This window comes from Paenibacillus sp. LPE1-1-1.1 (assembly GCF_040676435.1).
In the GTDB taxonomy this organism is placed as follows: Bacteria; Bacillota; Bacilli; order Paenibacillales; family Paenibacillaceae; genus Pristimantibacillus.
In genome coordinates, this window is record NZ_JBEGHY010000045.1 from 56,939 (window position 1) to 83,492 (window position 26,554).

General features: G+C 44.1%; 18 protein-coding genes. 13 read left to right on the forward strand and 5 right to left on the reverse strand.

All coding sequences use genetic code 11. The features are described from left to right. Window positions 1–53: 53 nt before the first annotated feature. From MRBLPE1_RS29255 to MRBLPE1_RS29275, 5 genes are all read left to right on the forward strand, one after another. Window positions 54–1,094 (forward strand): FecCD family ABC transporter permease, encoded by a 1,041-nt coding sequence (locus MRBLPE1_RS29255; RefSeq protein ID WP_364152871.1) that lies wholly within the window; start codon window positions 54–56, stop codon window positions 1,092–1,094. A gap of 62 nt (window positions 1,095–1,156) precedes the next feature. Beyond that, window positions 1,157–2,128 (forward strand): FecCD family ABC transporter permease, encoded by a 972-nt coding sequence (locus MRBLPE1_RS29260; protein WP_414698941.1) that lies wholly within the window; start codon window positions 1,157–1,159, stop codon window positions 2,126–2,128. A gap of 153 nt (window positions 2,129–2,281) precedes the next feature. Then, complete coding sequence (locus MRBLPE1_RS29265; protein WP_364152877.1) at window positions 2,282–7,432, forward strand: WIAG-tail domain; 5,151 nt, start codon at window positions 2,282–2,284, stop codon at window positions 7,430–7,432. A 176-nt stretch (window positions 7,433–7,608) separates the two neighbouring features. Then, a complete protein-coding gene (locus MRBLPE1_RS29270; RefSeq protein WP_364152880.1) occupies window positions 7,609–9,000 on the forward strand; it encodes a glycosyltransferase family 2 protein in 1,392 nt (463 codons plus the stop codon). Window positions 9,001–9,036: 36 nt separating this feature from the next. Beyond that, on the forward strand, window positions 9,037–9,213 hold the full coding sequence (locus MRBLPE1_RS29275) for a hypothetical protein (RefSeq protein ID WP_364152883.1): 177 nt from the start codon (window positions 9,037–9,039) through the stop codon (window positions 9,211–9,213). 79 nt (window positions 9,214–9,292) lie between these two features. Here MRBLPE1_RS29275 and MRBLPE1_RS29280 read toward each other — a convergent pair whose 3' ends face one another. Beyond that, window positions 9,293–10,300 (reverse strand): ketoacyl-ACP synthase III, encoded by a 1,008-nt coding sequence (locus MRBLPE1_RS29280; RefSeq protein WP_364152885.1) that lies wholly within the window; start codon window positions 10,298–10,300, stop codon window positions 9,293–9,295. 156 nt (window positions 10,301–10,456) lie between these two features. Between MRBLPE1_RS29280 and MRBLPE1_RS29285 the strand changes: the two genes are divergently transcribed. The 4 genes from MRBLPE1_RS29285 to MRBLPE1_RS29300 all read left to right on the forward strand — a co-directional run bounded on the left by MRBLPE1_RS29285 (window position 10,457) and on the right by MRBLPE1_RS29300 (window position 16,271). Further along, window positions 10,457–11,182: a YhcN/YlaJ family sporulation lipoprotein gene (locus MRBLPE1_RS29285; protein ID WP_364152888.1), complete on the forward strand. Its 726-nt coding sequence runs from the start codon at window positions 10,457–10,459 to the stop codon at window positions 11,180–11,182. Window positions 11,183–11,365: 183 nt separating this feature from the next. Beyond that, complete coding sequence (locus tag MRBLPE1_RS29290; RefSeq protein WP_364152891.1) at window positions 11,366–12,508, forward strand: hypothetical protein; 1,143 nt, start codon at window positions 11,366–11,368, stop codon at window positions 12,506–12,508. Window positions 12,509–12,720: 212 nt separating this feature from the next. Next, window positions 12,721–14,034 (forward strand): nucleotide sugar dehydrogenase, encoded by a 1,314-nt coding sequence (locus tag MRBLPE1_RS29295; protein ID WP_364152894.1) that lies wholly within the window; start codon window positions 12,721–12,723, stop codon window positions 14,032–14,034. A 392-nt stretch (window positions 14,035–14,426) separates the two neighbouring features. After that, window positions 14,427–16,271, forward strand: a complete 1,845-nt coding sequence (locus MRBLPE1_RS29300; protein WP_364152897.1) for a polysaccharide biosynthesis protein — start codon at window positions 14,427–14,429, stop codon at window positions 16,269–16,271. A gap of 347 nt (window positions 16,272–16,618) precedes the next feature. Here the strand turns inward: MRBLPE1_RS29300 and wecB are convergent, their stop codons facing one another. From wecB to MRBLPE1_RS29315, 3 genes are read right to left on the reverse strand one after another with little or no spacing between them, the layout of a single operon-like run. Further along, window positions 16,619–17,743 (reverse strand): non-hydrolyzing UDP-N-acetylglucosamine 2-epimerase, encoded by a 1,125-nt coding sequence (wecB, locus tag MRBLPE1_RS29305; RefSeq protein WP_364152900.1) that lies wholly within the window; start codon window positions 17,741–17,743, stop codon window positions 16,619–16,621. 3 nt (window positions 17,744–17,746) lie between these two features. Then, a complete protein-coding gene (locus MRBLPE1_RS29310) occupies window positions 17,747–18,859 on the reverse strand; it encodes an NAD-dependent epimerase/dehydratase family protein (RefSeq protein ID WP_364152903.1) in 1,113 nt (370 codons plus the stop codon). Between the two features lie 44 nt (window positions 18,860–18,903). Continuing rightward, a complete protein-coding gene (locus tag MRBLPE1_RS29315) occupies window positions 18,904–19,890 on the reverse strand; it encodes a polysaccharide biosynthesis protein (RefSeq protein ID WP_364152906.1) in 987 nt (328 codons plus the stop codon). Between the two features lie 266 nt (window positions 19,891–20,156). Here MRBLPE1_RS29315 and MRBLPE1_RS29320 point away from each other — a divergent pair, with 266 nt between their 5' ends. The 4 genes from MRBLPE1_RS29320 (at window position 20,157) to MRBLPE1_RS29335 (ending at window position 25,134) form a co-directional block, all read left to right on the forward strand. Then, complete coding sequence (locus MRBLPE1_RS29320; RefSeq protein ID WP_364152909.1) at window positions 20,157–21,341, forward strand: hypothetical protein; 1,185 nt, start codon at window positions 20,157–20,159, stop codon at window positions 21,339–21,341. Window positions 21,342–21,419: 78 nt separating this feature from the next. Continuing rightward, window positions 21,420–22,904 carry a glycosyltransferase gene (locus tag MRBLPE1_RS29325; protein ID WP_364152911.1) on the forward strand — a complete coding sequence of 495 codons (1,485 nt, stop codon included), beginning with the start codon at window positions 21,420–21,422 and terminating at the stop codon, window positions 22,902–22,904. Then, the gene (locus tag MRBLPE1_RS29330; protein WP_364152914.1) at window positions 22,901–24,364 is read left to right on the forward strand and encodes a glycosyltransferase family 4 protein; all 1,464 of its coding nucleotides are present in this window, start codon (window positions 22,901–22,903) and stop codon (window positions 24,362–24,364) included. Before MRBLPE1_RS29325 ends, MRBLPE1_RS29330 begins: the two co-directional genes overlap by 4 nt. 149 nt (window positions 24,365–24,513) lie before the next feature. Further along, complete coding sequence (locus MRBLPE1_RS29335; protein WP_364152916.1) at window positions 24,514–25,134, forward strand: acetyltransferase; 621 nt, start codon at window positions 24,514–24,516, stop codon at window positions 25,132–25,134. A gap of 11 nt (window positions 25,135–25,145) precedes the next feature. Here MRBLPE1_RS29335 and MRBLPE1_RS29340 read toward each other — a convergent pair whose 3' ends face one another. After that, a complete protein-coding gene (locus MRBLPE1_RS29340) occupies window positions 25,146–26,459 on the reverse strand; it encodes a glycosyltransferase family 4 protein (RefSeq protein ID WP_364152918.1) in 1,314 nt (437 codons plus the stop codon). Window positions 26,460–26,554 lie beyond the last annotated feature (95 nt).

Consider the following 26,554-nt stretch of genomic DNA (forward strand, 5'->3'; position numbering starts at 1 on the left):
GAATTCAATCATAATTTTCATCCAAAGTATACATACAGAAGGGTAGTTAGAAGATGTCTTCTCCATTAAACTCGAAAACGATGGCAGGCAGCAAGCTGCGCGCAAGGCCATTAATGGCCACGATTATTTTGTTTGGCGGAGTCGCGGCGCTTTTATTCTCTTTGGCTCTATCGATCTCGGTCGGCGCAGCGGATATTAATCTCTCGACCGTATGGGATGGCGTATTCCGCTTTGACGCCGATAATGTCCAGCATCAAATTATCAAAGAGCTTCGAATGCCCCGTGCGCTTGCGGCTGCTTTGGTAGGCGCTGCGTTCGCCGTAGCCGGTTCGATTATGCAGGGAATGACTCGGAATCCGCTCGCGGATTCCAGCTTGCTCGGCATAAACGCTGGCGCAGGATTTATGTTGGCGCTATGCTTCGCGTTTTTCCCATCTATTTCCTATATGGGGCTCATGTTTGTATGTTTTGCGGGCGCTGCTGTTTCCATGGGACTCGTTTACGGAATCGGATCGATGGCAAAGGGCGGATTAACGCCGGTTCGGCTAACGTTAGCCGGTGCGGCCGTCGGCGCGCTGCTGCTGGCGCTTACGGAAGGCATAGCGCTCTATTACAAAATCGGACAGGATTTGGCCTTCTGGTATGCAGGCGGCGTCGCAGGCACAAAATGGGAGCAAATTCAAATGGTCTCGCCATGGGTCATCGGCGGGTTGATCGGGGCTATTGCATTGTCCCGTTCGATTACCCTGCTTAGCCTAGGAGAGGACGTAGCCGCAGGTCTTGGCCAGCGAACAGGACTCGTAAAGGCGGCTGGCGTCATTATTGTTTTGCTGCTTGCCGGAACGGCAGTATCCGCGGTAGGCTCCATCGGATTCGTCGGCTTGATCATTCCCCATATTTCACGTTTTTTTGTTGGCGTCGACTATAAATGGATCATTCCATGCTCGGCCGTGCTCGGCAGCCTGCTGATGGTTCTGGCAGACATTGGCGGGCGTATCATTAATCCGCCGCAGGAAGTGGCTATCGGCGTTATTATCGCAGTAATCGGCGTTCCTTTCTTCCTCTATCTTGTAACAAGAATGAAGGGGGAATAAGCGTGAATACTTTATTCGTTTCAGCGACGGAGCAGCGCAGAAGAAAACGCGCGGTTCTGGTGATGACGGTGCTGGGCGCTTTAATCGTAGTATCCTTCATCATAAGCATGAATACGGGCTTGATTCGCTTAGCGCCAATCGACGTAATCAAAACCTTGTTCGGCGCAGGGACAGACAAGCAGGAGCTTATCCTGTTTGATTTCCGTTTGCCGCGAATTGTCATTTCCATCCTGATCGGAGCGGGCTTTGCCGTATCGGGCTGCATTATTCAAGGGTTGTCCCGCAATCCGCTCGCCGATCCTGGTCTGCTTGGCATTAACGCAGGGGCCGGTCTTGCCGTCATTTTGTTTATCTCCTTTTATCCGACAACGGAGAAAGGATCGATTTTCTTAATGCCTTTCCTTGCTTTGGTAGGTGCTTCGCTGACGGCGATCCTTATCTTTGTATTATCCTACAAGCGGCACCGGGGATTATTGCCTACTCGGATGATACTCGTCGGTATAGCGGTCGCAGCGGGCATCACAGCGGCGATGCAAATATTGATTTTGCGTCTTACGCCGGAAAAATACCAGTATTTTGCCGTATGGATGGCTGGCAGCATTTGGGGAACGAACTGGAAATACGTGCTGGCGCTGCTGCCATGGCTGATCATCATTTTTCCGTTTGTGCAATATAAGGCGAAATCGTTGAATGCTTTAAATCTTGGCGACCAAATGGCCATCGGTCTAGGCGCCGCGGTGAATAAGGAGCGCGCATGGCTGCTCGCGGCTTCGGTCGGCTTAGCAGGCTCCTGCGTCGCGGTAGGCGGCGGCATTGGCTTCGTGGGCCTTATCGCTCCGCATTTGGCTAGAAGATTGGTCGGCCCGCAGCATCAGGTGCTGATTCCGGCATCGGCTTTCGTCGGAGCCCTGCTCGTTACCGTAGCGGATACGCTGGCACGGTGGGCGTTTCAGCCGCATGAGATTCCGACCGGCATCGTCGTTGCGGTGATCGGTGCCCCCTATTTCTTATATTTGTTATCCAGATCCAAATAAACAGCTTCTTTAAAACCGCGGAGAGCAGCTTGCTCCCGCGGTTTTTTGTTTGCTTGAAGGCTTTTAACCATATTTGTCGACACTCCGAGTAGCCAGCCCATAGGTACCTGCATATATTACCTATGACATTTCAGGTGGAAGAAGGAGAGGACTATGAAAAGAAACAGAAAAGTGAAAAGCCCCAAGGGGCGAAAGCCGCTTTTTTATGTCGATAATCCGAATACTTCCGAATTAAAGTGGTTGGAGAATGCGAAACCGAAGAAGCCCGCTGCGCTTATTCCGGCAGCAGAGCAAACGATCAAAGCTATAGATGAGAATCAAGTTAGCATTCATGCGGCTAGCGCTACTCTGGAAGTGGAAAGCACCGAAGAAGATTTGTCGGACGACGAGCAGCCTGATTTACTGGAAATCGATGCATCGGAAATCACGGAAATTTATGAAATCGTGGATGAGGAGCAAATGAGTCAGGAAGTGAAGATGGAGCTGCTTGCGGAAAAGAAATATCCGGAGGGACCTACTCCGTTTATTTATACGGATGATTTGGTCGACTTCGCCGTTACCTCTGACAAAATTGCAGCAGGCGCGATCGAAAGCAGCAAGCTCGGAGCGGGCAGCGTCCAATCGGAGGTCATTGCGGATTATGCCGTAGAAAATATCCATATCGCGGAAGGCGCCATAACATCCGCCAAAATCGCGCCGGAATCGGTAACGGGATTCCATTTGACGGATCACTCGATTTCCGGAGATAAAATTTTGGATCACTCGATCAGCGGCAGCAAGCTGCAGGACGGAAGCATTTCGTCAGAGAAGTTGGCAGATCGTACGATCAGCTCACACAAAATAGCCGATGGTTCGATCGAAGCCAGACATTTAAAATCGCTCATTATTACCTCAGAGCTGCTTGAAGACCAATCCATTACGTCGGACAAAATACAAAGCGGCGCGATCCGTGCAGAAAATTTGTCTAATGACATCATTAACAACTCTAAACTGGGCGATGCTGCCGTTACGAGCTCAAAGCTGCGCGATCAGGCGGTTACGGGTGAGAAGATTGCGCCCGCTTCTATTGACGCCATTCATTTGAAAGCAGGCTTAATGCTTGCCGATCATGTTGCGCCCGGCGCTATTAAGGGAAAACATTTAGCCCAGGGGGAAATTACCGCCAATCATCTGGCCGAGGGATCAGTAGGAGCCAGAGAGCTGCGGTCGGATGCCGTCAAAGCCAAGCACCTAGCCTCAGGGTCGGTAGCAGCGGTACATCTTCAAGTGGGAGCCGTTCAGAACGGTCACATCGGTACGGAACAAATCAACAGCAGTAAACTCGCAGACCATTCCGTTACATCCGCAAAGCTGGCAGATCAATCGGTATCAACGATCAAAATCGTCGACCATGCCATTACTTTATCAAAGCTGTCAGACCACAGTGTTAACGGACAAAAACTGTCTAACGATGCGGTGCATAATCGTCATCTAGGACGTTTCAGCGTTACATCAGACAAAATCGCCGAAGCTCAAATTCTGCAATGGCATCTGGCGGACGAATCGATATCGACGGAGCAGATTGCGCCGAATGCCATTATGAGAGAGCATGTGCAGGATGGCATTATAAACGAAGATAAGCTTGCGCTGCAATCCGTACGGAAGGAACATATCGCTAAAGCAGCTGTAGGCGTGACGCAATTAGCCGATGAGTCCGTTACCAAGTCCAAGTTAACCGAAGGCGCAGTGACATCGTCCAGTCTGGCGGACGGGTCAGTGGAGTCGAGACATGTAAAGGATGACAGTATTACGTTTCAAAAAATAGCTCCGGAAGCGTTAAGAGCGTATCATTTTTCAGCAGGCGCCGTGACGGAAGAGTCCATTTCCCCGAAAGCAGTAAAAGGGGAGCATCTTCAGCCCGGCCTGATAGAAAATAGCCATCTGTCGGTTGATGCAATCGACACGGAGAAATTGCAAGACGGAGCGGTAACGAGCAGTAAACTGGCTTACGGTGCCGTGACGGAGCGTTACATCGCCCCGGGCGTCGTATTTTCTCATCATTTGGCCGATCATATCGTCAATTCGCTCAAGCTGTCCCCGGAATCTGTTACGGCCGATAAGCTGGCAGATTTAAGTGTTTTATCCTCGAAGCTTGCGGATGGCAGTGTACTAAGCGCCAAAATTGCTCCAAAAGCGGTGCAATCGGATCATTTAGAGGATGGATCCGTGACCGGTAATCACATTGGGCTTGGTGCGATTGATTCGTCGCATTTGCAGGATCGGGTAATTGGAGCCAATCATCTGATTGCACGATCGATCGGATCAGATGCGCTGGAGGATGGCGCAATAAGCACAGAGAAGCTATCGGCGGGCTCTGTCCAGTCCAAGCAAATCGCGGAGGAAGCCGTAAAAAGCCGTCATTTAGCGGATGCATCCGTGCTTGGAATTCATTTGGGTGAAAATAGCGTGCACGGTTCCCATATTGCAGAAAATGCGATCAACAAGGAAAAGCTGGCTCAAGGCAGCGTTGGTGAAAAACAGCTGCAGAACGGCTCGGTCGGAGCTGCCGCATTGCAGCAAGAGGCGGTGAACACTGCGCATGTAGCGGACGGCGCCATTACGTCGGATAAACTCGCGGAGCTGTCGGTCAGCTCGAAACAATTGCAGCTGGGTGCTGTGAAGGCGGAGAATTTGGATGCGGCGAGCGTAAGCGAGTCAGCCTTGCAGGACGGAGCGGTTACTGGGGCGAAGATTGATTTCGGCGCGGTATCGGCTGAGCATGTGCAGCTTGAATCACTGGCGGGCAAGCATTTTAAGGCTGATTCAATTCAGGGTTACCACATTCGCAAAGGTACGATTACGCTGGGGCATCTGGCTGACGAAGTGCTTGCGTTCGAGAAAATATCGGATGATACGATTCCCGGCAGCAAGATTAAACAACAATCGGTTGGCCAAAAGCAATTAGCCGATAACAGCGTAGGAACGAATCAGCTGGCTGCAGGAACTGTCACGCGTGAAAAGTTGTCAACTGCTGCAGTTGGCAGCGAGCAAATCGAACACGGTGCTATACGGACAGAACAACTGAGCGTGGGCAGCGTAACGAAAGAGAAGCTGGAGCTTGGCAGCGTAGGAACAGCGCAGCTGGAGGATTACAGCGTCACGACAGAAAAACTGGCAATCGGCAGCGTACGAGAAGAACAGCTCGCGGAGGGAAGCGTAACGACTGATAAGCTCGCGATCGAATCCGTTGGCTCTGAACAACTGGAAGCCGGAAGCGTTACGATGGAGAAGCTTGCACTCAGAAGCGTTGGCGAGGAACAGCTCTCTGCAGGCAGCGTAACGACTGAGAAGCTTGCGCTTCGAAGCGTAGGTGAAGAGCAGTTGTCGGCAGAATGCGTAACGGAAGAGAAGCTGGCGCCCCGCAGCGTGAGCACGGGGAAGCTGGCGCAAGGCAGCGTAAGCTCCGAGAAGCTGATGGCCGGCAGCGTGACGACGGAGAAATTGGCGATCGGAAGCGTAGAAACGGAGCATCTTGCCGCAGGCAGCGTATCGAAGGAAAAGCTGGCAATCGGCAGCGTTGGGGAAGAGCAGTTGGATGCTTACAGCGTGACGACAGAGAAGCTCGCGCTTGGCAGTGTACGAGAAGAGCAGCTGTCGGAGGGAAGCGTAACGACAGAAAAGCTGGCCATCGGCAGCGTTGGCGCTGAGCAGCTGGCTAATGGTAGTGTAACGATGCAAAAGCTCGCGCTTGGATGCGTAGGCGAGGAGCATCTGGCGGAAGGAAGCGTAACGAAAGGGAAGCTGGCAACCGGCAGCGTAGGCGTGGAACAGCTCTCGGGCGGCAGCGTGACAACGGAAAAATTGGCGCTTGGGAGCGTTGGGATGGAGCAGCTCTCCGACGGCAGCGTGACGACAGAGAAGCTTGCGATCGGAAGCGTGAAAGCCGGGCAAATCGAACATGGCAGCGTGGGTTCAGAGCAGCTTGCAGCCGGAAGCGTAACGACGGAGAAGCTTGCGCCGGGTAGTATCGGCGCGAAGCAGCTTTCGTTTGGCAGCGTGACATCAGACAAACTGACGTTCGGAAGCGTAGGGACGAAGCAATTGTCGGCCGGCAGCGTAACGTCGGAGAAGCTGGCCATCGGCAGCGTGAGTTCGAAGCAGCTGTCAGATGGCAGCGTAACGACGGAGAAGCTGGCGATTGGGAGCGTAGATACGGAACAGCTGTCGGCAGGCAGCGTAACGACGGAGAAGCTGGCATTTGGGAGTGTAAATACGGAACAGTTGTCGGCAGGAAGCGTAACGACGGATAAGCTGGCGATCGGGAGCATAGGCTCGGAGCAGCTGAACGCGGGCAGCGTAACATCAGAGAAGCTGGCAACCGGAAGTGTAGGGCCAAAGCAGCTGCTGGATGGCAGCGTAACGACGGAGAAGCTTGCGGCCGGCAGCGTAGATACGGAGCAGCTGGCGGCAGGCAGCGTAACGACGGAGAAGCTTGGGATCGGAAGCGTAGATACGGAACAGCTCTCGGCAGGCAGCGTAACGACAGAGAAGCTTGAGATCGGCAGCGTAGATACGGAACAGCTGTCGGATGGCAGTGTAACGACGGAAAAGCTTGCGATTGCTAGCGTAGGTCCGAAACAGCTGTCGGATGGCAGCGTGACGAAGGAAAAGCTTGCGATTGGGAGTGTAGGTTCGGAACAGCTGAGGGATGGCAGCGTAACGACGGAGAAGCTGGCGATTGGGAGCGTAGATACGGAACAGCTGTCGGCAGGCAGCGTAACGACAGAGAAGCTTGAGATCGGCAGCGTAGATACGGAACAGCTGTCGGATGGCAGTGTAACGACGGAAAAGCTTGCGATTGGAAGCGTAGATACGGAACAGCTCTCGGATGGCAGCGTAACGACGAAAAAGCTTGCGTATGGAAGCGTAGGCTCTGAGCAGCTTGCTGAAGGCAGCATCACCGCTGATAAACTGGCGCCTGGCTTGCTGCAGGGGTATGCTGCTGACCAGCCAAATCAGATTGAGCTTGCTGCTTTAAACTTTGCTCCCGTCATCACGACTTCAAGAAGCGGAGCTGCCCTGCAGCAGTTCGGATTAACAACCTTTAACTTCACTTCACAAGAAGAGCAAATCACGGTTGTCATTTCCTTCGAAGAGCCTTTCAAGGATGAGCGTTACGTGCTGACAGCGACGATTGATAATCCTGCATGTTATGCAATCATACAATCCAAACAAGCCGGGCAAGCAGCAATCACCGTTATCCGTACGCGGATCAGCCAAGATCCCAGCGGAGAAATTAACTGGATTGCAATCGGCAGAGCTTAAAAATAAAAGGAGGATTTTGAGCGCTTCATGCGTCAGAATCCTCCTTTATTCATTTCATTCGAGTAGGTTCAGCAAAAATGTCCAGTATTAAACGAGTGCCGTTACGGCAAAAGAAGTCCTACATACAATATGGTGATAAACAGATCGATCATTTGACAGAAATGGAGTGATCGCCAATGAGACGAACGAAAAAGAAAGTCAAACGTCTCAGAAGAAAAAGCGAAGGTCAAACGAATGTGAACAAACGCTTGGAAGGTTATAAACGTGGCTTTGAGGAAGGATACAAGCAAGGATTACAAGCCGGAAATAATAGCTTTGATTCGTTTTTTGAAGGAACAAGCATTATCGTTCCAAGCGATAACGAGGTGGAAAGCGTAAAGCGATGCATCGAAAGCATTGTCAATTATACAGATTTGAGTTACGAAATCATCGTCGTCGACAATAACTCCTCCGATGGAATCGAGAACTATTTGAAGCATCTGAACGGAATGGTAAGATATCGTATTTTACCGCAAAACCAAGGTTTGGCAGGAGCTCTGAACAGGGGCTTGATGATGGCCAAAGGAACGACGATTTTACTTCTTAGCAGTAATGTTGTCTGCACGGATAATTGGCTTCATAACATGCTTAATTGCTTACAAAGCAATTCTAACATTGGCATGGTAGGAGCGGTAACGAATGGCATGAACGGCGGCCAACGGTATGACTTTGATCACACCAGTATGGAAAGCATGCATGAATTTGCAACCATTAATAATGTGAGTGATCCTGCTAGATGGAGCTTTTCAGAGTATTTATCCCCCAAATGCTTGCTGTTTAGCCGACATCTGCTAGAGAAGGTCGGTTTTTTGGATGAAGGCTGCCTTATAGGACCCTTCGTGGAAGAAGATTATTTCATTCGGGTGAAGCTGCAGGGACTTTCATTGGTTTGTGCAGGCGATGCTTTCGTTCATTTCGCTTCTGGAGATGAGAGACTTCCAAGCAGTGAGGAAGAAGCGGAAAACCAACAGGGATTGCTTTATTTTACAAGGAAATGGAATAATCCGTACGAGCTTTTGTATTCTTCGGCAAAGGATCAGGATCATTCAACCGACCGGTCTGGCGTTCTCACGGCGATGGGTTGGGATGGACCGCGGCTTGGCGAAACCGCATTTTACCCGCAAGCGATTGCCGTAAAAGGATTGACTGAAAAAGTCTATTGGATTGAGGACGGAATGCGAAGAGCCATTAAAGGGAATTGGAGAGGACCTGTCATTCCTTTGCCACAAATCGATTTATGGCAATGGACAATCGGCCCGGCACTAAATGAGGAAGAAGCGCAGCTTAAATTGAATTTAGTCCACGGGGACGGGCAGCATTCCATCCTGCATGGGACGGTATGCGTCATAGCGGACGGCGGTATGTATTATATGGAAAGTGGAATGAAACGCGCCATCGTCAGCCGTTTCGCAGCAGAAGCTTGGATCTTGAATGAACGGTTACGAATCACCCTTTCGGATTCAGAGCTTCTTGCTGTTCCCGATGGATTACCCATAATCGGCCCGGTTAATCTTCGGCAAGCTTTATAAATAGGATTTCGCAAAAATCGTCAGGAGGCATAATCAATGGCAGCGGGTAAGAAAAAGTCGCTTCAGCGCAGAAAGCCGGTACAAAGAAAGCGCCTGACTCAAAAAAATAACGAACGCGTGCAATTGGGCCAGGTTTTTAATAATGGCTATAATACGGGTTTTGCAAAAGGCTTTGAAGACGGCCATCAATTGGCCTATGAGCAGCAGCCGTAGAAGCTGGCATGAAAGCAGCCTTATGTCCGCATGGTTTCGGCAGGATTGAAACTAGCGCATATAAGGCTGCAAGACATGCTTAGAGCGACCAACGGATAATGATTCCGGCTTGCGTTAATCCGCCGCCAAAGCCATACAGCAGCATAAGCTGGTCTTGTTTGATCGTACCTGCTTTAACCGCGCCGTCTATGGCGAGCGGGATCGAGGCTGCCGAAGTATTTCCGAATAGCTTGATGCTGGAAAGCGTTTGGTTCAACGAGAAGCCGGTTCTCTCGCAAAGCGCTTCAATGATGCGCATATTCGCGCTGTGCGGAATGAACCAATCGATGTCCGCTGCCGAAAGGCTGCTGCGCGTCATGAGCTGCTTTACCCCTTCCGCTACATGGCTGACAGCCCAGCGGTATACTTCCCGGCCATTTTGCACGATTAATCCGTTCGGTTGAATAACATGATCTCCTATAGCAGAAGCTAAGCTGCTGCGGTAAAGCTGATGCCCGCGGGCACCGTCTGTTTTAGAATACATATGCAATACGTTTCCACTGCCGCTATCCGAGGCTTCCATAAGGAATGCTCCGGCTCCGTCACCAAATAGTATGCATGTTGTCCGGTCAGAATAATCGGTCACTTTAGATAATGTTTCGGCACCAATGACCAGTACCTTGCGATAAGCGCCGGATACCAATAATCCGTTAGCAAGCTGGATGGCAGCCGTAAATCCGGCGCATGCGGCTTGCAAGTCGACGGACCCGCAGTTTTCGATGCCAAAATGGGACTGAACCTGCGAGGCTACGCTTGGAAACACGGCATCGGGAGTAGAGGTGGCTACGATGATATAGTCGATATCGTTTACGTCTTTGTTGTAGCGTTCGATCATATCTTGGACGGCTGCGAAACAGAGATGGCTCGTAAATTGATGATCTGACGCGATATGACGCTCCTGTATGCCCGTTCGCTGCACGATCCATTCATCGCTCGTATCGACGAGCTCCTCTAAATCGGCATTCGTTAATATCCTCTCCGGAACATAGGAGCCAATCGCGGTAATTACGGCATTTGAGCGAATATCGGAATGATTTCTATCGGTCATCCTCGGGACCTCCCTAAAAATTAGTATCAAGTACTAGTACCTGATGCTAATTTACTTCATTGCTGCGCTCTTGTCAACGCCATGAATAGTTCAAAAGTGATTGGCGAACGCTAATAAGGGGCAAAGCCTGATCAAACCGAAATGGAGGATGGCTAAATGCACAAAAAAATTATTGCGATATCCGCAGGCGTGCTGCTTGGCACAATGCTAGCGGGCTGTTCGGAAAATCAAGGGGATTTGGGCAATAAAAATATTCGTTCAAACAGCATAAGATATGATGCTAACGGTAATTTGTTAAAGGACAAGCGCTTTGCCGACGATCAGATGAATGAAATGAACCGAGTAAACGGCCGCAGGCTGAACAGCAATAACGTGATCGGGTCGCATAAAAATTACCGGATGGAAATGAGCGAGAAAATCGCCGAACAAATTACGAAAATGGATGCGGTTAAAGTATCGTACGTCTTGCTCACCGATCAAAATGCCTATGTTGCGGTATCCCTGGACGAGGAAGAGCCTACGGGGGACTCTAAAATGATGAGCCGTACAAATACGGGTTACATGGGCAAAGAAGGCGCCCGTATGAGCAGGCGAATGAGCAGCTTGTCTACGGGACAAGATATGCTTACCGATCAAATAAAAGATGAAATCGCAAACGAGGTCAAGCGTTTGAAGCCAAGCGTGGAGCATGTGTATGTTTCTGCCAATCCGGATTTTGTGGGACGCATGAATGCGTATATGAACGATGTGAAACTCGGGCATCCCATCCAAGGTTTTATTGCTGAATTTAATTCCATGGCGGAGCGAATTTTCCCGGCGTTATCCGGCGACGATAAATTAAAAGGCTCAAGCACTCGAAACAAACGTATGATATACGACTGATATATTCATAGAGCAGATGAAAACCGGTTTAAGGAGCACTCGCTCATTGAACCGGTTTTTTTGCGCATAAATCTGATCGAGTGACAGATTTAAGAGAATCAAAATAGGCTTTAATAGGGGTTTCCTATTAAATTAGGCCCTCATAGGATAAGACATACCTTTAATTAGATTGGGAGGAGTAGCGTGATAATAGGGACGGTTACTAGCGCGGGCGATTTACCGAATGCAATGGCCATGGCAAGATCGGTCAAACAAAATATGCCGGATAGCAAAGTCGTCGTAGGGATCATAGAAGATAAAATTCCGGAATCGGCACTCCGTTTTCCTTGTTTCGATGAAGTCATATTAATGAAAGATCTATCTTCGATCTCCAATTCACATAAATTTTTCTTTCAATATACGGTGCAAGAAGCCATCCGTTCATGCAAAGCGCTGGTGATGAAGTATATTTACGATAAATACACGGCTGAGGAAATAATGGTTTATTTGGATGCAGACATGATGTTATATGGTCCTTTGGAGGAGCTTCCCGCCGTATTGACGGATCATCCTGTTGTGCTTACGGGCCATTTCATTTATCCCGAGACGTTGGATCCGGATCATTTGGAAGATGTGCGAAAAAGCGGCATACATTATTCAGGTTTTGTTGCGTTGAAAAGACACGCTGAGGCTGAGAAATACTTGCTTTGGCGTTCAAAGCTTAGCGCTCATCACGGCTATTACGATCATGAGCAAAATCGGTTTGCGGATCAAGATTGGTTAGATATTTCGCATCATTTTTTTGAAGGAATATATTCCTTGCGTCATGCCGGTTATTCTATTACTTCCTTAAATTTAATCGAGAGATGGAATATTGACCAAATCCGCGAGGACTTCTATGTCATAAATGAGCAGCCACTGCGCTGCCTTCAATTTTCGCCCCAGTTTCAGCTGGCTGCCGCGTGGATCGATCTAGGCAAGGGAGAAATATACAAAGAATTATATAACCGGTACCTTATCGAGGTAAAAGAACTGGAACGGAGCCATCAGCGGTTATCGCAGTGGAGCTACGGATACTTCTCGAGCGGGGAGCCAATCACGGACGAAACGAAAAGGATTTTTCTCAAAAATTATTATGAAAATCCGGTAATTGAAAACCCTTTTTCATTATCCAATGCCTACTTCAGAATGGAGCAAGAAAATACGGACACCGGCATAATGCCCATTCTTGTCCCGCCGGTGAAAAACGCGCCAAAGCTGAGCCGGAAGATTCAGGTCAGAAAAACAAAAGCAAGGCGAAGAAGAGTCCACGCCATCCGTAAAAAGCGTATTCGCCGCAACGGTTAACGCAGAGTTTGATAACGCTTTAATGAAGGCATCTACCATGTAGATGCCTATTTATTTTCTGCAAGACGATACCTCGCTAAGGCAAACCAACCCTATATAATTCCACGCTTTCTCTACTTAATAGTAGTAGAACGTCCAAACCGCTTAATGCATCACCTCATATACTAATCTTAGCTTAGTAACAAACTAGAAAGAAGGCGAGAAAATAGGATATGAGTGATAATCTAAAACCCCAAACCAATAAAGAGCAGCGAACAGTGGCGATCATCGGCCAAGGTTATGTCGGGCTTCCGTTAGCGCTTCTCTTTGTAAAAAAGGGATTTCATGTGCTCGGAATCGATTTGGATCGAAGAAAAATTGAAATGCTGCGCAAAGGAAAGAGCTATATCACTGAGATTCCGGACAGCGATATTCAGGACGCCATAGCCTCCGCAAGGTACACTCCGACCGATCAGTTCAGCTTTATGGAAGCTGCTGAAGCCATTGTTATTTGTGTTCCCACGCCGCTAACCTCGTATGGAACGCCGGATTTGAGTTATTTGACGCAAGCCGCGGCGGAAATCGGCGGCAGATTGCAGAAAGGCCAGCTGGTTATTTTGGAGAGCTCGACTTATCCGGGAACGACCAGGGAAGTGCTGCTGCCTGTCTTGAATAAAACGGGATTGCAGGCGGGTTCAGACTTCTTCGTAGCCTATTCGCCAGAGCGGGTGGATCCAGGGAACGAGGCGTTTCCGGTTGAGAACATTCCGAAAGTAGTCAGCGGAATTACGCCTAACTGCCTAGCCAGAGTAGAAGAGTTATACGGGCAACTGTTTATCAAGGTCCATCCCGTTTCTTCAACAGACGCAGCCGAGATGACGAAACTATTGGAAAACTCGTACAGACTGATCAATATATCATTTATCAATGAATTGGCAATGATTTGCGATGTTCTCCAATTGAATTTATGGGAGATTATCGAAGCAGCTAACAGTAAGCCGTTCGGCTTCAAGGCCTTTTATCCAGGCCCGGGAATCGGCGGTCATTGCATCCCGGTCGATCCTTCTTATTTGTTATGGAAAATAAAACAATATGGCATTAATTCCGATTTTATTCAAATTTCGAATGCGGTAAACCATATGATGCCATTGTATATCACGCGGCAGCTTAAACAACATCTGGAAAAGAAGTCGCTGACGGGCTCACGAATATTAATTTATGGGGCTGCCTACAAACGGGATATAGCTGATTACCGCGAGTCCGCTTCACTTGAGCTCATGCATATGCTTGAGATTGAAGGAGCAGACGTATTTTATCATGATCCGTATATACCTTCCTTGCAGCTTGGCGATAACAAATATGACAGCTTAGAGCTGACCGAAGAAAATGTAAAGAAAATGGATTGCGTCGTCATCGCAACCGATCACTCATCGATGCCTCTGGCTTTCATACTGGAACACGCGCTGCTTGTATATGACACACGGAATGTGACTAAAGACATGACGGGCAAAGCTAGGATCGTGCGGCTAGGCGGAGGTGATTCTTGAAAATGAGATTGTCTACTTTGATTGAAGAACAGAGGTGGGTTCTTTGAAAATAGTGACGGTTATTGGGGCTAGGCCGTAATTTCAGAGCTGCGTTGAAGAAATCATCGTTCATACCGGACAGAATTATGATGACCAGGTCAGCCATCTTTTTTAAGCAGTTAGAGCTTCCGACACCGAAATACCATTTGGGCATTGGATCTGATACGCACGGCAATCAAACAGGTTGAATGATTAAAGCGATTGAGTCTGTTTCGTAAATCGAACAGCCTCAATTGCTGTTAGTTTATGGTGATACCTATTCCACCAACTGATTCTTACCAAATATGGGGATGGAACACCATCGGAGAAAATTTCCCGAATTCTAGCTTCTTTTAAATAGGGGGGAGCGAGTGATGAATTATAAAATTAAGTTGATGTTTTTGGCAATTGCAGATAGTGTCATATTAGCTTTGAGCTTAATATTTTCTGTTTACTTGACTGACGAAAAAATTCTTCAGATGGATTGGTCCTCGATAAACTTGCTGTCTGGTATCATCTTTATTGCATCTAGTAACGTCATTCTTGCTGTTAATAAATCGTATAAAGCTTTAAGACAATATACAGGGATTAGGGAAATAGTTAAAGTATTTCAATCGATCCTTATGTCGACGATATTGTATGCGGTAACCGATCAGCTTTTTATGATAAACCCCCGTCCGATTCCCGAATATCTTATTCTAGGCGCAATGGCTATTTTAATGCTTTGTTTATTTAGAGTTGAAGCAATAGTCTGGAAATACAAGTTTAAGACACAACCCAAAATGAATAGAAAAGCGTTAATTATTGGAGCGGGCGATGCTGGAACTATCGTCTCAAAACAGCTGATTTTAACGGATAGAGAAGAATTATATCCTTTTGGCTTTATCGATGATGACCCTAGGAAGCTGTACTTTGAAATAAACGGATTACCCGTTTTGGGGGATAGAACCGCTATCACTCGGATCGTGGCTGAGTATGGAATAACAGACATAATTGTCGCAATTCCCTCCGCCACAAAGAAGACAATAAAAGAAATCGTAGAAATCTGCAAGGCAACAACGGCAAATATCAGAATATTACCTCGTATGTATGATGTGATCCTTGGCCAGATTTCTGCGGATGAAATACGCGATATTGATGTTAAAGATTTGCTGGGAAGAGACTTGGTAATCAGCTCTATGGCTAATATGGAGCATTTTTTAAAAGACAAGATTATTCTAATTACCGGTGCAGGCGGCTCAATAGGTGGTGAACTCGTCTACCAAACCGCTCAATTTAACCCGAGCCGTTTGATTATGTTCGGACATGGTGAAAACAGCATTCATCAGATTGAAATGAATGTACGAGAACGTTTTCCACATGTGGCGGTTGAAAGTGTTATTGGGGATATTCAAAATCTTGATGATGTAGAACTAGCATTTCAACAGTATCAGCCCCATGTTGTCTTTCATGCAGCAGCGCATAAACATGTCCCCTTAATGGAGCATAACCCGGGATCCGCAGTGAAAAATAATGTGTTCGGAACAATTAATATGGCTGAGAGTGCGATTAAATTCGGAGTAGATCGTTTTGTATATATTTCTACTGATAAAGCAGTGAATCCCATTAACATTATGGGTTTGACCAAACGGGTGTCTGAAATGATGATTCAATATTTTTCATTGAAAGGTACGACAAAATTTTCGATTGTCCGATTTGGTAATGTATTGGAGAGTCGCGGAAGCGTTATTCCGATATTTAAGAAACAAATTGCTAAGGGGGGGCCGGTAACGGTCACGCATCCGGATATGATCAGGTATTTTATGACTATTCCTGAGGCCGTTCATCTTGTTATGCAAGCTGGAGCTTTATCCAAAGGGGGAGAGGTATTTGTATTGGACATGGGGGAACCGGTAAAAATTTCTGATTTGGCGAAGTCACTGATTCTGTTGGCTGGATATGTACCTGAACGTGACATCAAGATTGAGTATACGGGGGTAAGGCCGGGAGAAAAGCTGGCGGAAGCACTTTTTTACAATGAGGAACGGAGTATGCCGAGCTCACATCCGCATATTTTTATCGCTACCCCACAACCGATTCAATGGGAACTTTTGCTATTGGACATGAAACGTCTTGAATTGGCAATTAGTCAACAAGATCAATCCCAATTGAAACGGTGTCTTGATATCATAATACGAAACGAAGCAACTCATCTACCGGAGCGGGACGCTGGTAATTAATATCTTTCCTGAAGTTACCGATGTAAGAGACAGAAAAGATTCCTACAATTAGCTAGAAGCAGCCCATCCTCGCAAGCAGAATGGGCTGTTTTTTGTTATGATATTTTTCGGTAAGTGAATGCAAAATGCAAAATAGGAGGCGGATAGTTTAGGAGAAGTTTGTTAGATCTGTAATGGTTATTGGATCAGAGGTATAAAGAATAAAGACCACTGTCTTCATACAATCGAAGAGCGGTGGTCTGTGAACGAAGAACGTTTAATTAGCTGCTTTATCATTGATATAGAACGCTAACGCGTGATGATGGATAACATCTTCGCTTGTGCGTACAGTCTGCGAGTACGTTTCACTACTTATTCCAAATTACATGATTAACTATCTTCGCATAACTCTGAATAATCTTAACAATCTTTACGGAGACATTGTCATCGATATAATCAGGTGCAACAAAAGATGTTTCACCGTTGATCCACATTGAACGTGATAAATTAACAGATTGTACAATGTCGTTCTCAGTAGTGCCACCAATCACAACCGTTCCTTTATCTAATACCTCTGGTCGTTCAGTAGATGTTCTTATTAATACACCTGGAAACCCAAGTATAGCTGACTCCTCAGATAAAGTGCCGCTATCTGATAAAGTACAGAATGAATTTATTTGCAGTTTATTATAGTCATAGAATCCAAACGGTTTAAGCTTTCTTATCAATGGATGGAAATTAAAACCGGTTTCTTCTATTTTTCTCCAGCTTCGGGGATGGGTTGAATAAATAATTGGCAGTTGATAGGTGTCAGCAATTTTGTTAAGAGCATTCATTAGTGAGAAGAAGATTTTATCATGATCAATGTTTTCTTCTCTATGAGCTGAGACCAAAAAATATCTGCCATCTTCAAGACCAAGCTCATCTAATACTTGGCTTTGGTGAATGTAATCTATATTTTTGCGTAGTACTTCCGTCATGGGGGATCCCGTAACAAATATATGCTCTTTTCTTATACCTTCTGATAATAAATACCTTCTACTATGTTCAGTATAGGGTAAGTTAATATCTGAGATATGATCGACTATTTTCCTATTTATTTCTTCTGGCACATTCTGATCAAAACATCTGTTTCCCGCTTCCATATGAAAAATAGGCACCTTAAGTCTCTTTGCTGAGATTGCGCATAATGCCGAGTTTGTGTCTCCTAAGATTAATAAAGCATCTGGTTTTTCTTTTGCAAGAATATTAAAGGATTCTGTTATAATATTTCCTATTGTTTTGCCGAGATTATCTCCAACCGCATTTAAATAATGATCGGGTTTACGTAACCCTAACTCATCAAAGAATACTTGGTTTAAAGTATAATCCCAGTTTTGTCCTGTATGAACCAAAATATGGTCAAAGTATTTATCACATGCTTTAATGCACTCCGATAGCCTAATGATCTCAGGGCGAGTACCTATAATTGTCATTACCTTTAACTTTTCCACGTATTAAACCTCCAGGAAATAAGTGTCCGCCCTTTCCGGATCAAATATCTCATTTGCCCAGAAAAGTGTAATTACATCGGTTTTTCCTACGTTTTCTATTGAATGTGTATATCCCGGGGGGATATCTAACACCATGAGGTTTTCTCCAGACACCTTATAATCAATGATGTGATCATTATGAATATGACGAAGCCGTATTACTGCCTCACCAACAATGACAAGAAATTTTTCAACCTTAGTATGATGCCAGTGATTACCGCGGGTGATTCCCGGTTTGGTGCGGGATATAAAAATTTGCCCCGCATTTTCCGATTTTATAACTTCAGCAAGCCAACCGCGGTTATCATGTTTCATGTCAAGATCATACCCAAACTCATCTTGAGGAAGATAGGATACATAGGTTGAATATAAATACCGTTCAAAATCACCCGCTAGATTAGTCATCGTAAGCGTCGTCCTGCTATCTTTAAAGAATTGTAATCTCTGTGCCAGTTCCTTTAGCGATACAGTAAATAGTTTTTTAATCTCGCAATAACCATATATGCCTTCATTCTGTCTTCCATGCAAGGCATTTATAAACTCTTGAACAACATCGTCTATATAAACAAGGCTTAACTGGCTGTCAGGATTATTTATTGTAATGGGCAGATTACGAGAAATGTTATAACACCAAGTGGCAATAACCGAATTGTAATTCGGCCTGCACCACTTCCCAAACACATTTGGCAAACGATAAACATAAACCCTCGCTCCAGATTCCCTACCGTATTTCTCTACAGCTTCCTCAGCCCCCTTCTTGCTAATTCCATAGGAGCTAGCAAGACCTGCTTGAGTCGAAGAAGAAATTAGTAACGGTGTTTTACGACCAGTTTCATTAAGAATCTGAATTAATTGTTCCGTGAAATCTGTGTTTCCGGTTTTAAAATCTGTCGGGTTCTTTGGACGGTTAACACCGGCAAGATGAAAAACAAAATCCACCTTTGAAGCATATTCTCTCAAATGCTGTATCGTATGATTAGAATGTAGTTTATAAAGTTGATATCCCTGAATCTCAAGTGTTGCAGCTAGATTTTTACCAATAAAACCGTTTGCTCCCGTTATCAAGATTTTCTTCACCTTGTTTCCTTCAACTCCTCCCGAGAACCATGTTGAAAACGTTATTAGCAGAAACCGCCTGATTTTAACATTTCTTCAATTTCTGCTTCAGACAATAAACTAGAGTCGGATGAATAGCTGCTAAAACTAACCTTTGGCAATTGATTGTATTTGTTAGATAGAGCAGTGGATGGAGTTGATGGAAGAATGACATAATAATCTTCCCCATAATAATATGTTCTTTCAGTTTCATAACGGGATATAAGATCCTCATGGAGCTTCTCACCGGGACGAATCCCTTTTTCCACAATTTGAATCGAATTTTTAGTGATATTCTTACAAAGTACATTTGTCAAATCTAGAATACGACAAGCTTTCATTTTCATTACAAAGATTTCTCCGCCGACCGCATCATGGGATGCTTTTATTAATAAAGTAATGGCTTCTGTGATGGTTAGAAAAAAACGAGTCATTTCAGTGGAAGTTAACGGAATTTCTTTGTTTTCCAGAATAAGCTGTTTGAAGAAGGGTACTACGCTACCTCGAGTACCAAGAACATTTCCGCCACGTATACAAACGAATCGAGTGGTTTCACTTAACTCATTCGCGCGTATCATTAATCTTTCACCGTAAACTTTAGTCAATCCATAAAAGTTGGCCGCATCGACAGCCTTATCGGTTGAAACATCCATCACTTTTTTTACATCCTGTTGAATGCTGGCTCGAATCACGTTCTCTGTACCAAGAACATTTGTTTTTAGTGCTTCGTCCGGTTGTAATTCACATATCGGAACATGCTTTAGGGCAGCTAAATGATACACATAGTCAACGCCTTTACAGGCATTTAGTACAGCGTCATAATCTCTTACATCTCCGATAATAAATTTGATAGAGGGATGATTATTAAAATCTCTCTGCATTTGAACCTGACTAAATTCACTGCGGGAGAAGATTCGTATCTCTCTTGGATTATAAGATAACAGCACGCGAGTAAGTTCCTGGCCCCAAGACCCTGTCCCACCGGTAATTAGTATTGTACGACTATTAAACATTGTGCAGTCCTCCTAAAACTATTCTTACTTATTTTGGCTATTCAATATAGTATATTCTTGTCGAAAAAAACCGCTTAGACTTATTCAGTAGTTTTTATAAAAATAGGTGATATAAGGTATTTGCCGTTTCCATATAAATCCTTCCGCATACTATGAATATTAGGTGGATGAAAAAAAATACAATTTCAAGTCTCGGTAACAATCATTCAAAGACATAAATTCCAATTTTGGATATTTAGTTCTGTTTAATTGAAAGGAGTTGTTGGATGAAAAAGATTTTATTGATAAGTTACTTTTTCCCCCCTTCAGTAGATCAAAGGAGTCTTAAGTTCGCTAAGTATTTACCTCAATATGGATGGCTGCCTTGGGTTCTTTCCCCTAAGCATTCTGAATATCGGCGTTTTGATTCCACGCTTCTAAAGGAGATTCCTCCAAATTGTAAAGTAATTAATACTCCTTCCTCTGAGAAGGTACCAAGACCGGTTATCCATCCGAATGACTTTAGGTCGGGATGGTTTACCGAGGCCATTATAGAAGGGGTTCGTATAATAGAGGAACAAAATATTGATGTTATATTCACCACAGCATCTCCTAATCTATCGCACTTAATTGGACTTACATTGAAACGAATGACTAAAAAACCATGGATAGCAGATTTTAGAGATGAGTGGACAACAAATCCGTATATTCAAGGTCTTTATCCAAGTAAACAGATGAATTATAATGCTAAACTCGAACAACTCGTATTAAAACAGGCAGATGCTGTTGTTTCAGGGGGTGAAAAAATGTCGGACATTCTATTTCGATTATCCGGCACTTCATCGAAGAAAAAGTTTCATACGATCCATGAGGGATTTGATCCTCTTGATTTTCCAAATAAAAGCGTCTCTAAAGAAAACAACAGGTTTACACTCACGTATATGGGGGCTTTATATGGATTAAGAAAATCTTTGGCGGATCGTTTTTTTGAAGAAATCGTGATGGCTGTTAGTAACAGGCGATTGATGCCAAAAGACTTTGAGCTATTAATGGTCGGCAGCAGCCTAACGCTTCCCGTGAAAAAAAGGATTTTTCAAATAAGAAATGCAGGGTACATGAATCATCATGAAGCGCTTGAACGTACAGGCTCTGCTGACCTACTCTTGTTATTTATCGACCCCAAAGAAGGGGCACAGACGATTCCCAGTAAATTATTTGAATATATAAATTTAAAAAAACCTATATTTGCTCTTATTCCTCCGAACAGTGAGGTTGCCCATATTATCAGGGCTACCCGGACGGGTATAGTGGTCGATTCCAATAACCCTGCTGAAGGAATAAAAACGTTAGCTTTGTACTTGAGAAGCTGGAAGAACAAATCATTGAAATTCAACCCTTGTTTAGAAGAAATAGAGAAATATGACCGCAAATTGTTAACTGGCAAGTTAGCTAAAGTATTGAATGAAATCTAATAAATTCTGAAATGCATTTCCATGTGGCTAGGAGCTAGCTTGGGTTTAGGAATTAATCAAGGAAAGGCGGGAAACGCGATGGCTTTCAAAAAAAGACGAGGTTTGCGTGTACAAGTTTTAAAAAGAAAAGGGAGAATTAAACTAAGGAAAAAAATAAAAATAAAAACGAAGAGAAAAATGAAAAGAAAAATAAACAATTCCAAATTAAAAGTAAGAAAAGCAAGGACGAGGACAAGAACAAGACAAAATAAAATACGAAAAACAAGAAAAATAAAATACGTGAAACCAAAAAGTATACAAAAAAAACAAAGTGAGAATATAACGGTGATGGATTCTAATTTACTAGCCCCCTCTAATCTACATGGCAAAGTGAAAGTATGTATGCTAGTTATTCAGCATCCATTTGTTGACGCCCGTATATTCAAAAAAGAAGCTAAGAGCTTACTGAAAGCAGGTTACGATGTTACGTTAGTCGTTCCCCGCAACAAGAAGGGTTTTTTATACGACATCGAGGGTACTTCTTATACCAATAAATTCCTTGAAAAAAAATTCGTATATGAAGGAATAAAAATTGTAACCTATCAGCCAGTCGTACCTTCCTTCGATTATATGAAAAATGCAGTCCATTCCGGTAATTTCAAGGCATTCAAGGATCCACTTTATTTAGCGGGTTTAGCTGAAAAGGCTGATATATATCATGTGCACGAGGTTTTCTCCTTATACTCTGGTATCGGAATTAAGCGTACACTCAAATCTATGTATGGCAAATCCGTTAAACTAATATACGACAGTCACGAGATTACAGAAGGTTCAGAACAGTATGTATCGTTGTTCAAGCAAATGATTAAAGAAACCGATAGTGTAATCACGGTATCCGATTCGATGAAAGATTGGTATAAACGAGCATTCCCTTTGTTACCAGTTGAGGTTATATATAATTCACCGCATTTAGACAACGATTTTGAACCCAAAAAATATACGAGCAAAGGTCTCGTTGCGGGATTCATCGGTTGGATGACGAAGGAAAAGGCAAATAAAGATAAGATGCTCAAAATTACGGAGCTGTGCAGAAAGCATATGGATTTTAAATTTAAGATCCTCGGTGGAGTCAGGGGCTCGAAGATCGACTTTCCCGATAGCATGAAAAACTACATTATACAATGCGGATGGGTTAAATTCGAGCGGATTCCACAACATCTGAAAGACGTTGACATCGGTTGGATTGACTTTGACATGAATACACCTGTTCACCCCTTAAACTATCGAGTTGCGTTACCTAATAAATTTTTCAGTTTTCTCAATAGTGGTATTCCGATACTTGTGAATAACTGTTCTGAAATGGCTAACTTTGTTCGGTACAACCAATGCGGACTTGTTGTCGATGGCGAGAATCCTTCTGCTGAAGATTACGAGAAAGCTATTTTGTACCTGCAAACGCACCGAAGAAAGTTAGTGGAAATGAGCAAAAATGCTCGCAGGATCATGGTGGAAACCTATTCATGGGAGCATATGGAAAATAGAATGGTACAACTATATGAAAATCTCTGCAAGGTGCAACTATGATAACAAGAAAATTGAAAACTAAAGCGCACAGAACAAAACAACTAAAACGTAGTAAACTTAAATGGGAAAAGAAACGGTTAGGAAAAAAATCAGGAATAAAAAGAAGAGTAGGCCGCAAAAGACCAAGAATTATAAAAAAGGGTCGTAAGATACTAAAAAGAAAAAAAATTAGGAACAATAAAATAAGCAGTAAAAGAGGAAGAAGCAAAAGAGTAGGGAGCAAAAGAAAAGTAATTAAGAGAAAAGAAATTAAGAGACAAGGGACTAGAAAAATAAGTAACAAAAGAAATAATAACTCAAGACTGAGAACGAGAGAAAATAATAGTCCAGTGGCCAAAGTGAAAAACCCGCCTGCACCACTCCCTTTAAGACCTATTCGCTTTAACATCGCATATCCAAACTTGCAGAGTACATTAATTACACCCACGCCGGTAACTAATAAAAAAATCCCTAAATCAATGAGTATCATTCACGCGCCATATAACCCTGCGGGACAGATGAGTACGCAAGTACTTGCTTTACGCAAATTAGGTGTGAAATCCTCTTTCTGCACTTATTTCAATTCCAATTATCAATATCCTTCAGATATACCCTCACCTTTAAAAGATACCCGATCTAATAGGGACTTGACGATGGATTTTGCCATAAACTGTGCAGATAAATATGATGTTTTTCATTTTCATGGCGGCCAAACGTTTACTCTTAATGCATATACGGATTTGGCTTACCTTAAAATGTTGAACAAAAAAGTGGTGATGAATTATTGGGGTTCTGAAGTTCGGAGACTATCGATTGCTAGAGCGAAAAATCCCTTTGTCAAGGTCAAGGTTCTCGATGAGAAGTTAATACTTCAGTTACTCAACGTTATTTCACGTTTTGCAGATGCGGTTATTGTGCCTGATCACGAGCTTTACGAGTACGTAAAAACATTCTTTGATAAAGTATACCTGGTACGTGCAGCTGTCGATCATAAAAAGTTTGTTCCCAGGTATCCGGTTATTCAATGTAAAAGACCATTGGTCGTTCATGCACCAAGTGATCCGTCGCTTAAAGGAACGGACATAATTGTGCAGGCAGTCAATCGTCTTAAAAGCATTGTGGATTTTGATTACGTACAAATAGAAAATATGAAAAACGAAGAGGCTCTCGCATGGATGGCTAGAGCTGATATAATTGTCGATCAGCTTAAGTTAGGGATATATGGAACGGTTTCCATTGAGGGTATGTTAATGGGAAAACCGGTCATCTGTTATGTCAGAGACGATTTAGTAAGTAAGTATCCTCCAGGTTTGCCGGTAGTGAATGCGAACCCAAACACAATTGAACAGGTGCTGCACAACCTCATCTTAGATCCTAAACGACGCCATGAATTGGGAATGAAAGGGCGAGTCTATGCAGTTGACCATCACGATCCTGAGAAAATCGCCCGACAGTTAATTACGATTTATAACGGTTTATAATTAAAAAATGTGGGGATTCATATAGAACCCCCACATTTATTGATTTTTGAACCTCTCTGCTAAATCATGATCATTATTTGGATGGGACAAGATGTCTTAAGCTTTCTGGTTGCATATTGTAAAGGAAAACTTCAAGAGGAGGTATATCTATGAAAAGCCTGATCATCATTGGAATGGGTGGGCATAGTAAAGTTGCAGCTGATGTTGCCTTGAGACAAGGGTACAACATTATTGGATATGTGGATGATAATTCCCACGAAGGGAATCCATCGTATCTTTGTTCTCTCAATGACTTTATAAATAGAGTAGATTGTCACATTCATGAGGTGTTTATTGCGATCGGAAACAACAAAATTAGGGAAGAAATTGTTAAACAATTTAATTCGCTTTCGATTAGATATGCAACATTAATAGATCCTTCGGCAATCACAAGTCCTTCTGCTGTGATTAAGGAAGGTACTTTGGTGATGCCGGGATCTGCTATTAATGCCAATTCGATGATTGGAAGCCATTCCATTGTTAACACTTCATCCTCAGTCGATCACGACTGCATCATTGAAGACTTCGTTCATTTATCGCCTGGTGTTCATCTTGCTGGCGGAGTTACCGTAAAGAAAGGGGCGCATCTTGGTATAGGTTGTGTAGTCATACCTTCCATTAGAATCGGCGAAAGAGCAATTATAGGAGCAGGCGCGGCAGTAGTAAAGGATGTTCCTTCAAAAGTTACGGCTGTTGGGGTGCCAGCCAAAATTATTGAAAAACAAGGATAATTTTTCTGTAGTTAATCCCCAAGACTCTTATACACGGTTATCAGCTGTCGGGCTATCTTCATGGGGTCATGGTGCTCGGAAGCGTAGGCCCGACCTCTAATACCAAGTTCATGTCGTAGCTCGGGATTCGTTATCAAATTATGAAGCACTTTTTCAAACGTTTGAGGGTTAGCAGGGACAACTGGCATATTAGCCGGATACTTAGTGAGAAGGTCTTCCCTAATATGTGAAATAACGGGCTTACCGAATAACATAGCTTCTATGGCCACGGTACCGTATATCCCTAAATGAAGTTGGTCGATCAATAAATCCGCTTTTTGTATCCATTTAAGGACGTTTGCATTAGTCGTGTTCTCAACTTGAACGTAGTCGAAATCTACTTTTTGTTTCAAAGACTGAACAACCCTGGCAATATGATCTGTCCCTTTGATAAAACGGTTGCTTGGAGCATGCACGACAAGCGGTCTTTGGTTGTTTACATCGGGATAAAGAGGACTGAATTTTCTATGGTCCACCACAGCTCGAACAAGAAATACTTTTTTGAAATAACCTCTAACGTATTCATACAGCTCATGGTCAGGGACAATGACGGCATCAACGTATTGCGATAAGACATTTAACCTTCGATGAATCTCGTTTTCGTCGGTAAGCTTTACTCTTGCATAGGGATTCATGAGATTGGCGATTGAAGTTTTTCTAACTTCGGATCCCCAAAAGGACATAACGATTTTATTTTTCGCTTGACTCAGATACGGCAAGTCCGTGTATTTGTATTTGGTGAATGTTTCTCCGCCATGAAAATGCAGTATTTTATATATTTTTGAACTTTTTATAGCAAAATCAATCTTTGCATATTCATGAAGGGATTTGGAAAGTTTTTCAATGGGCGAAGGCAGGCCTTCGGGATATGAAAAGCGACCTTGTTTTCTATAGCTACAAAATGACACGGGAACCCCAAGTTTTCGAAGAGAGGTAGCTTGTGTACTCATTTGTCCGGCTGGGTTCGTCGGAGTATGCAATATCCTCCCCAGCTTTAGGGCGGACTCCATATGATCAGGCGCGGGTTCAATAAGTATAGTATCTAAATTAGGAGGAGGTATATTGAAACGAAGAGGCTTTAACTTAATGATCCGACTGATGATTTTATTCTTTGGATTTGCTTTCTTTGGTTTTGCTTTCTTTTTTTTCATAAATGGTCTCTTATTTATTTTTTTTTTTAAATCCGACTTCTTTTTTAAAAACTTTCTCTTTTTTGGAGATTGTTTTTTTTTCTTTTTCTTAATAGGGTAAGACGATTTTTTTATTGGCTTTAACTTTTTATTCATCGTTTAACCTGCATCCTTCCTATAAACTTAGAGGACTTCAAAGTATTGTATGGGAGTGGATGTAAACGGACACGGCTTGCGTCCATAGCTTGGCA